This is a genomic window from Streptomyces sp. YGL11-2, assembly GCF_050054615.1.
GTDB lineage: Bacteria > Actinomycetota > Actinomycetes > Streptomycetales > Streptomycetaceae > Streptomyces.
On record NZ_JBNHIN010000002.1, the window covers coordinates 506,796 to 515,969 of the forward strand.

The following is a 9,174-nucleotide window of genomic DNA, read 5'->3' on the forward strand; positions in this document are numbered from 1 at the left end:
CCACCGCCAACGGTGCGGCTCACCGGCAGCTGATCTGCGACCGGGCCCAGTCCCCCAGCGCCACCAGATCGCCGGCGCTCGCCGGCTCGACCACCAGCCGCAGCGTCTTGCGGCCCGCCAGCGGGACGTGCACCGGCACTCCCTGCTCCCCGCCGTGCACCACCCCCGACTGCCACAGCCGCACCCCGTCCGCGTACACGGAGAAGCGCAGCGCCCCCAGCCCCAGGCTGAGATCGTCGACGCCCGCCACGGCGTCATACGCGGTGCACTGCCGGTTGAGCGCGATCACCACCGAGGACGACGCCTGCACGCTCACGCCGTGGGGATACGCTGCGCCGTCGATGCTCGGCCGGTGCCGCTTCCAGATCCAGCCGCTCTCGAAGGTGCGCACCTCCGGCGCGGTGCCGTCACCGGCGACGTCGTACGGCAGTGAGCCGATTTGGTACGGCGTCGTCGGCGGTGCCGGCGTCGGCGTCGGGGTAGGTGTCGGCGTGGGCGTGGGCGTGGGCGTCGGCTTCGGCTTCGGCGGCGTGGGGACCGGTGTCGGCGTGGGGACCGGTGTCGGCGTGGCCGTCGGCGTCGGCTTAGGAGGCGCCGGCGTAGGGCTGGGTGTCGGGGCGGGTGCCGGCACGGGCACCGCCCCGCCCACCGGCGGTACCGGCTTCTGCGAGGGCGCCGGAGACGGCGATCGCGGCGCGGACGGTACCGGTCGGTGCGGCTTCGCCTGCGGGTGCGGGGCCGGCTGCGGGGACCCGGCCAGCGCGAAGGCCAGCGCCGCGCCCGCCGCGACCACGAGCCCGGCGCCGATCGCGACCTTCACCGGCGCGCCCAGCCCCTCGCCGATGGCCGCGCTACCGGCACTGCTCGTGGTCCCGGAGCCGGCCCCGGCCCCGGACGCGGCGGCAGCCGCACCGGCCCCCGCCGCCGCCCCCGCCCCGGCGACCCCCGCCACGACGGCGGCGCCCTTGACGGCGTACCCGGCCGCGAACCATCCGATGACCGCGATCGGCAGCACCGCCCCGATCCGCTCGTTGACGTCCGCGACCTCCAGCGCCGCCATCCGGCACCGGGCGCACTCCTCCAGATGCTTGCGCAGCCCCCGCTCGGCCCGCATCCGCAGCCCGCCCCGGGCGTACGCGCCGAGCCGGTCGGCATACCGGGCGCAGTCGCCGCCCGCGGTCAGCGACTGGCTCACATGCGCCTGCAGATACGCCTGTTTGAGGCCCTCCCGGGCCCGGTGCGCCAGTACGGCGGTGGCGTTCGCGGTCAACCCCAGCAGCGGTGCTACCTGACTCGGCGGCTCGTCCTCGATCGTGGTGTGCCACAGCACCGTCTGATAGCGCTCCGGCAGGCTGCGGAACGCCTGCATCGCCATCGACTGCTCGGCCTCGTGCATCGCCCGGACGTCCGCGCCGAGGTCCAGCGTGTCGTCGTCCAGCGACGACCCGGCCGCCGACACCGCGAACACCGCGAAGTCCTCGACCAGCTGCTCCCGTCTGGTGGTCTTCGCCCAGGCCGCGGCGACCCGCCGGACGGTGGTCAGCAGATAGGCGCGCACCGCCGAATCCGGTCCCGCCCCGCCCCGCACCGCCTGCAGCGTGCGCGCGAACACCTCGCCGGTCAGGTCCTCCGCGGTGTGCGCGTCGCGGCAGCAGCTGCGCGCATAGCGCCGCACCGCCTCGGCGTGCCGGCGGTACATCTCCTCGTACGCGCTGTCGTCGCCGGCCCGCATGGCCGCGATCAACTGGCCGTCGGACGGCGGCAGATCGGCGTCCGGGCCGCCGGCGGACGCGCCGACCGGTTCGCCCCCGGTGGGCCCCGCCACCCGGCGGGAGTGCTCGCGCTGCGGCGGCACGCTGGGCCCGGGCCCGTCCGGCCCCGCCGGGCGCTTCACCGGGGGCGTCGCCCCCAGCGGCCCGGTCTGACCGGGGACCTGTCCGGAAGGCGGGCCCGCACTGTCGTCGCCGCGCCGCTCGTCCCGCCCGTCAACACCCATCGCCGAGGCCCCCGAACCCGCCATCACACCGCAACACCGCGCAAGCCTGCCACATCGGTGGCCCACGCTTCAGGGGCGGTGTGGGCAACCACTCGTCCGAGGAGGCTCCTCGGACGACCGCACTGACGTTCACTCGTACGGGTAATTTGCGCGTACGGGATATTCCGCGCACCCCGGGATCGTCGCGGCGTACGCGAGCGGCCGCCCCGCCCGGAGACCCCGCACCCGGGGCTCCTCCGGACGGGTCCGGCCGCCGGTTCTCACCCGGCCGGGCGCGACCGCAGTCCCTCCAGCAGGATCTCCAGCAGCCGCGCGGAGGCAGCCCGCTGGTGCTCGGGATCGGGCAGCGCGGGCGCGCCCGTGGCGATCACGAGCAGGACGTCGGAGACCGTGACATCGGCCCGCAGCGCATCCGCCGCCCGGGCTCGCTCCACCAGTCGCCCGACGACCTCCAGCAGTGCCTGCCCGCCGGGCGTCTCCTCCACCGTGCCGGCCCCGCTCTCGGCGGTGGCCGTCCGCGGCTCGACCGTGTCGCCGGCGACCCGCTGCTGCGGCACCCGCGCCTCGGTCCCGCCGTCCGGAACCCGTGTCTCCGGCCCGCTCTCCTCGCTCGCGCCCACCCGCAGGATGCCCGGCGGCAGCAGCCGTCCGGCTCCCGAGGCGACCGACGTCCGCAGGAACCGCGACAGCGCCGACCACGGGTCGTCCTCCTGTCCCAGCGCGGCCCGCGCCTGCTCGGTCAGCCGCGCGGTCTCCTCCTCGGCTATCCGCCGGACCAGTACGTCCTTGCTCGGGAAGCGGCGGTAGACCGTCCCGACACCGACGCGGGCGCGCCGCGCCACGTCCTCCATGGGCGCGCCGTATCCCAGCTCGCCGAACACCTCGCGGGCCGCGCGCAGTACATGCTCCAGATTGCGCTGGGCATCCACGCGCAGTGGCGTGCTGCGGCCGTTGGCGCCGGTCACCGCGCCCGTACCGCTGCTGTCACTGCTGCTGCCGTTGGCACCGTTGGCGCCGTTGGAAGCAGCGGTCACAGCGACTGCCGCCGGCCATTGAGAGCCCTGAATGTGCATAGTGATCCCCCGGTAATGACGTCTCCCCCCGGAGACTCCCCGCCCTGACGGTCGGGGTGACCCGACAAGAGGGTGCACCCCAACGAGATACGAACATAGTTGAGCCCGCGTCAAGATTGAAGGGGGCGTTCCGCGCGCTGCGCCCCCCGATCGGCCCAACGAAGCCGATCCGCCCTGATTGCGCTCCCTCCCGCTCTGCGCCAATCTCCGCCTGACCAGCGTACTTCGCACGGGTCGGTCGGAATGTCCCACTCCGCACAGCTGCCCGCGCCGTACATACTTTTCGACCGGCCTGTGGACAAAGGCGTCTCGGGGGTGCGTCATGGAACAGTGCTGCGCTTCCCGGGGGCGCAGCGCCCGAGGGTGGCCGCGCCGCGGGCCGGCCGCCCGATCGGTGGCGCCCCGGACCTGGTCGACACCGCGAGGAGAACCTCTGTGAAGGCTGTGTCTTCGGACGATGTGGCGCGGATTCTCGTGGTCGGCGGCGGCTGCGTGGGGATGTACACCGCCCTGCGGCTGCAGCGGACGCTCAAGCAGGAGCTGCGGCAGCACACCGCCGAGATCATCGTCGTCGACCCCGAGCCGTACATGACGTATCAGCCGTTCCTGCCCGAGGCCGCGGCCGGCTCCATCTCCCCGCGCCATGTCGTCGTCCCGCTGCGCCGCGTCCTGCCGGACTGCGATGTCGTCATCGGCGAGGTCACCGCCATCGACCACGCCGAGCGGAAGGCGACCGTCTCGACCCTGGCCGCCGAGGAGGCCGGCGCCGAGGCCATGATCGTGGCGTACGACGAACTGGTCCTCGCGCCGGGATCGATCTCGCGCGCCCTCCCCGTCCCCGGCCTCGCCGACGTCGGCATCGGTTTCAAGACCGTCGAAGAAGCCATCGGGCTGCGCAACCACGTCCTCGAACAGCTCGACATCGCCTCCTCCACCCGCGACCCCGCCGTCCGCGACGCGGCGCTCACCTTCGTCTTCGTCGGCGGCGGCTACGCAGGCGTCGAAGCGCTCGCCGAACTGGAGGACATGGCCCGCTACGCCGTCCGCTACTACCACAACGTCCGGCCCGAGGACATGAAGTGGATCCTGGTCGAGGCGACCGACCGGATCCTGCCCGAAGTCGGCCCGGAGCTGGGCCGCTACGCCGTCCGCGAGCTGCGCGCCCGCAACATCGACGTACGGCTGGACACCCGGCTGGAGTCCTGCGAGAACCGCATCGCGCAGCTCAGCGACGGCTCCCGCTTCCCCACCAGAACCCTGGTCTGGACCGCGGGCGTCAAGCCGCACCCCATCGTGGCCGCGACCAAGCTGCCGCTGAACGGCCGCGGGCGCCTCAAGTGCACCGCCGCGCTCCAGGTGGACGGTGTCGAACACGCCTGGTCCGCCGGGGACGCCGCCGCCGTCCCGGACCTGACGGCACCGCCGCCCGCCTCGCCCGACGAGCCCCCGGCGGAGTGTGCGCCCAACGCGCAGCACGCCGTCCGCCAGGCCAAGGTGCTCGCCGAGAACCTCACGGCGGTCGTGCGCGGCGGCCAGGTCAGGAACTACGAGCACAAATACGTCGGTTCGGTCGCCTCGCTCGGTCTGCACAAGGGCGTCGCCCACGTCTACGGGCGCAAGCTGAAGGGCTACCCGGCGTGGCTGATGCACCGCGTCTACCACCTCAGCCGGGTCCCCACCCTCAACCGCAAGGCCCGGATCCTCGCCGAGTGGACCCTCGCCGGCCTGTTCAAACGCGAGATCGTCTCACTGGGCTCGCTGGAGAACCCACGCGCCGAGTTCGAACTCGCCGCGGGCACCGGCCGGCACAACGAAACCAGCTGACCGGCCTCCCCACCAGGGAAGTTGACCGCACGTCCGGCCGGGGTGCGACGCCCGGGGAGGAACGAGGAACTCCACTCCGGCGCCCGGCGTCTGACGGATGACAGTCCGGTCGGCCACACTGGACGTGTGACCATGGGTGGGCTCGTATCTGCAAAGAGTGACAATCACGAGGATTCTGGACGTTTGCTGCAATCCGCCAGAGGGTGCCGACAGTGCCCCCCGCCACGCCAGGGGGCATCCCCCCATGCCGACGGCCCGACCCCGCGCGACGACGCGAAGTAAGAGGTACCCCTCCGTGATCTTCACGCGCTGGAGCGCCAAACTCCCCGGCACACAGCGGCGCGCCGCCGCCCGGTCCGACCGTGCCACCCCGCCGGGCACCCCGTCCCCGGACCCCACGGCACACTCCGCCGTGTCCGCGGACGGCGGCGACGCGCCCGCGGGACCGCCCGGCGGCGTCCCCGCCGCCCGCGGCGAAGGCCCCTCCTCCGAGGACGCCGCCCCCGGAGCCGCCCCGCCGACCGTCGACGCGCTCTCCGTCCACGACATCCTCGGCACCATCCCCGCCCTGGTCGCCGTCGTCTACGGCCCCGAGCACCGCATCGCCTATGTCAACGGCGCATACGCCGGTGTCTTCGGCCCCCGCCCGGCCGGCCAGACCGCCCGCGAAGCCCTCCCCGAACTCGGCGAACTGGGCCTGCTCCCGCTGATGGACCAGGTCCTGCGCAGCGGCAAGTCGCGCACGGTCAAGTCCCGGAAGGTCCCGGCCGGCGCCGGCGGCGATCGCACCCGCGACGGCTACTACACCTTCACCTGCACCCCGATCGAGGTCGCCGCCAGCGGCCCGGCACCCGACCCCGAGGTCGCCTGCGTCGCCCCGCACAAGGGCGTCCTGGTCTTCGGCGCCGAGGTCACCGACCAGATCGAGTCCGCCGAACGGCTGCGCGCCAGCGAAGCCCGCCAGCGCGCCGCCGCGGTCACCCTCCAGCGCTCCCTCCTGCCCCAGGAGCTGGAACAGCCCGACGACCTGCGGGTCGCCGCCACCTACCAGCCCGGCGGCACCGATGCCGCGGTCGGCGGCGACTGGTACGACGTCATCACCCTCGGCGCCGGCCGTACGGCGCTGGTCATCGGGGACGTCATGGGCCGCGGGGTGCGCGCCGCCGCCGTCATGGGCCAGCTCCGCACCGCGGTCCGCGCCTACGCCCGCCTCGACCTCCCGCCCCACGAGGTCCTGCAACTCCTGGACGGTCTGGCCGCCGAGATCGACGCCAGCCAGATCGCCACCTGCGTCTACGCCGTCCACGACCCCAACGAAGGCCGCCTGGTCTACTCCTCGGCCGGCCATCTGCCGATCCTCGTACGCGACCCGGACGGAGCGGTCCTCCGCGCGGCCGAACCGACCGGCCCGCCCCTGGGCACCGGCGGCTGGCTGCACACCTCCGGCTCGGTCCCGCTCGCCCCCGGCAGTAGCGCCGTCCTCTATACGGACGGCCTCGTCGAGCGCCGCGACAAGGACATCGACGACGGCGTCGAGGCACTGGAGCGCGCCTTCGCCGGCGCCACCGGCGCACCCGACATCGTCTGCGACCGCCTGCTGCGCTCCCTCGGCATCACCGCGACCCACGACGACGACGTCGCCATCCTCGTCATCCAGAACCCGGACCGTACGGGCCATGACGCCGAGCTGTTCCACAACGCCGCGCTCGAACTCCACGGCGGAACCGAAGCCGCGCCCAGGGCCCGTGCCTTCGCGTCCGGCGTCCTCGCCTCCTGGCGGTTCTCCCCGGAACTCCACGACCTCGGAGTCCTGGCCGCCAGCGAACTGGTCGCCAACTCCCTCCAGCACGGCACCCCGCCGATGCGCCTGCGACTGCGCCGCACCGACCGCCGCCTGATCATCGAAGTCACCGACGGCGACGACCACCTCCCGCGCCGCCGCCGGGCCGAACCCGCCGACGAGGCCGGCCGCGGCATCTCCATCGTCGCCACCATCGCGTCCTCCTGGGGCTCGCGCCGAACCCCAGGAGGCGGGAAGGCGGTGTGGTGCGAATTCGCCCTGCCGCGGGGGTAGCGGAGGCGCGGCCGGGTCACGCCTACGCGGCCGCGCCCACGGCCTCCGCCTCGGCCCGCGGCGCGGGGACGGCCGTCACCCGGTGCGGCTGGTCCTGCGCCGGGCTGAGCATCCGCCCCAGCCACAGCGCCAGCCCGGTGATCCCCACGCAGCACAGCACCAGCATCGCGATGTACGCCACATACAGCCCGTGGCCCACCATCAGCGCCCCCACAGCCGGCCCGACCGCCAGCGCCAGCTGCTTGACCAGCGCAAACGCCGAGTTGTACTGACCGATCAGCGAGGCCGGCGCCAGATCCGCGACCAACGGCGCCACCGTCGGCGACAGCATCGACTCACCGACACCGAACAGCGCGTACGTGGATATCAGCAGCGTCGTCGCCACCGCCTGGGCACCGTGCACCAGCCCGGACAGCCCGGCGGCTATCCACGCCACCGTCCAGACCATCCCGACCAGCGCCATCACCCGGCTCCGGCGCCGCCGCTCGACCAGCCTGAGCACCACGAACTGCGCCGCCACGATCGCCGCCGTGTTCGCCGCCAGTGCGATCCCCAGCGTCGCCGGGTCGATCCGCGTGACCTCGGTGGCGTACGCCGCCAGCCCCGACTCGAACTGCCCGTAGCAGGCGAAGAACAGCACAAAGCCCAGCACGCACAGCCACACCATCCGCCGGTCGCCGAACAGCGCCCGCCAGGCTCCCTTGGCCCGCTCCTCGGTCGGCATCGCGTCCTCGACCCGCGGCGCCTTCGGCAGCCGTACGGTCGCGATCGCCGCTCCCAGCACCAGGAACATCACGGCCTCGATGGCGAACAGCCGCACAAAGCTCGACGCATGCGCCGGATCGACCAACTGCCCGCCGACCAGTCCGCCGACGCCCAGCCCCAGGTTGTTCAGGAAGAACTGAGTCGCGAACGCCCGCGACCGGGTCACCGTCGTCGAGCACCACACGATCATCGTCGCGAGCGCCGGCTGGATCACCGCTATACCGGCACCCAGCGCGATCGCCGACGCGACGACCATCGGCTCGGTCGCCGACAGCCCGATCCCCAGCGCACCGGCGGCCGCGGCGACCGTCCCCGCGACGGCCACCGGCAGCGGCCCCCGTCGGTCGATGGCGCGCCCCGTCAGCGGCAGCACGACCAGCGCGGACACTGCCAGCATCGCCAGCACCACACCGGCCGTACTGGCACCAAGATTCCGCACGTTCGCCACATAGACGTACAGATACGGAACCGTGAAGCCGTTGCCGAACGCGCTCAGCGCGTTCCCCAGCTGAATCCGGCGCAGCGCGGCGCCCATCGCGGTGGTCACACTCACCTACCTAGGTCAGGTCGAAAGACGAATACGAAGTCAGGAACCCCCCAAGCCGTCGCCGAGGTCCTGTCCAGAACCGGACAGTCACACCCTCAAGACTTAGACTCTAAAGTTCGAAGCTAAAGACTACATGACGAAGAACTTCAATGCCAATGGCTTTCGTGCCATACTGCGCCGCATGCCAGAGCCCTCAGATGCGGCAGCCGACGCCACCGAGCCGAGCCTCGAAGAGCAGATCGCGGCCTACCAGCGCGAGTTCCAGGACCTCGACCCCCAGGTGGAGCAGGTCGTCTCCGCACTTCAGCGCCTCAACCGACGGATGAACGTCGCCTACGGACGGCAGACCGCCACCCTCGGCCTGAGCAACGCCGAATGGGAGGTCCTCAAGGCCCTCGTCGTCTCGGGCGCTCCCTACCGCATGGGCCCCGGCGAACTCGCCAAACTCCTCGGTCTCACGCCGGCCGCCATGACCCACCGCATCGACCGCATGGCGAACGAGGGTCTGGTCACCCGGGAACGCGACGAGACCAACCGTGTCCGCGTCATCGTCGAGCTGACCCACGAGGGCCGGGAGAAGTGGCGCGAGGCGATGCGCCTGGCGACGGTCTTCGAAGAGGAACTCCTCCAGGACCTCGACGGCGAAGAACGCCGCATCCTCGGCGAGGTGTTGACGCGCCTGCTGCGTCGTGTCGAGGACGCTCAGCCGGACGCCGAAGGCCGCCTGAGCGACCTCGGCTGACCCAAGTTGACACGCCCTTGCCCGATCCGTAGTGTTCTCCGAGTTGCCGAAGAGCCGGAACGGTTCTGCGGCAGCCATCCCGCCGCTTCGCGGCACACCACTACTGCACGGACCCTCGCGGGGCTGAATTTGGCATGCCGAAATTCATTCCCC

6 protein-coding genes are annotated in these 9,174 nt (G+C 72.7%); 3 read left to right on the plus strand and 3 right to left on the minus strand.

Going from position 1 to position 9,174, the window contains the following annotated elements; genetic code table 11:
* Positions 1-19: 19 nt before the first annotated feature.
* Complete coding sequence (locus tag ACO1BR_RS04610; RefSeq protein WP_426793707.1) at positions 20-1,996, minus strand: sigma-70 family RNA polymerase sigma factor; 1,977 nt, start codon at positions 1,994-1,996, stop codon at positions 20-22.
* Positions 1,997-2,256: 260 nt separating this feature from the next.
* The gene (locus ACO1BR_RS04615; RefSeq protein WP_426793708.1) at positions 2,257-3,069 is read right to left on the minus strand and encodes a TetR/AcrR family transcriptional regulator; all 813 of its coding nucleotides are present in this window, start codon (positions 3,067-3,069) and stop codon (positions 2,257-2,259) included.
* A 444-nt stretch (positions 3,070-3,513) separates the two neighbouring features.
* Between ACO1BR_RS04615 and ACO1BR_RS04620 the strand changes: the two genes are divergently transcribed.
* Positions 3,514-4,893: an NAD(P)/FAD-dependent oxidoreductase gene (locus ACO1BR_RS04620; protein WP_426793731.1), complete on the plus strand. Its 1,380-nt coding sequence runs from the start codon at positions 3,514-3,516 to the stop codon at positions 4,891-4,893.
* Between the two features lie 295 nt (positions 4,894-5,188).
* Positions 5,189-6,967: a SpoIIE family protein phosphatase gene (locus ACO1BR_RS04625; RefSeq protein ID WP_426793709.1), complete on the plus strand. Its 1,779-nt coding sequence runs from the start codon at positions 5,189-5,191 to the stop codon at positions 6,965-6,967.
* A 22-nt stretch (positions 6,968-6,989) separates the two neighbouring features.
* On the opposite strand, the gene ACO1BR_RS04630 is transcribed toward ACO1BR_RS04625, so the two are convergent.
* Positions 6,990-8,279 carry an MFS transporter gene (locus ACO1BR_RS04630; RefSeq protein WP_426793732.1) on the minus strand — a complete coding sequence of 430 codons (1,290 nt, stop codon included), beginning with the start codon at positions 8,277-8,279 and terminating at the stop codon, positions 6,990-6,992.
* Between the two features lie 181 nt (positions 8,280-8,460).
* On the opposite strand from ACO1BR_RS04630, the gene ACO1BR_RS04635 reads away from it, so the two are divergent.
* Positions 8,461-9,021, plus strand: coding sequence for a MarR family winged helix-turn-helix transcriptional regulator (locus tag ACO1BR_RS04635; RefSeq protein WP_159503042.1), 561 nt, complete (start codon positions 8,461-8,463; stop codon positions 9,019-9,021).
* Positions 9,022-9,174 lie beyond the last annotated feature (153 nt).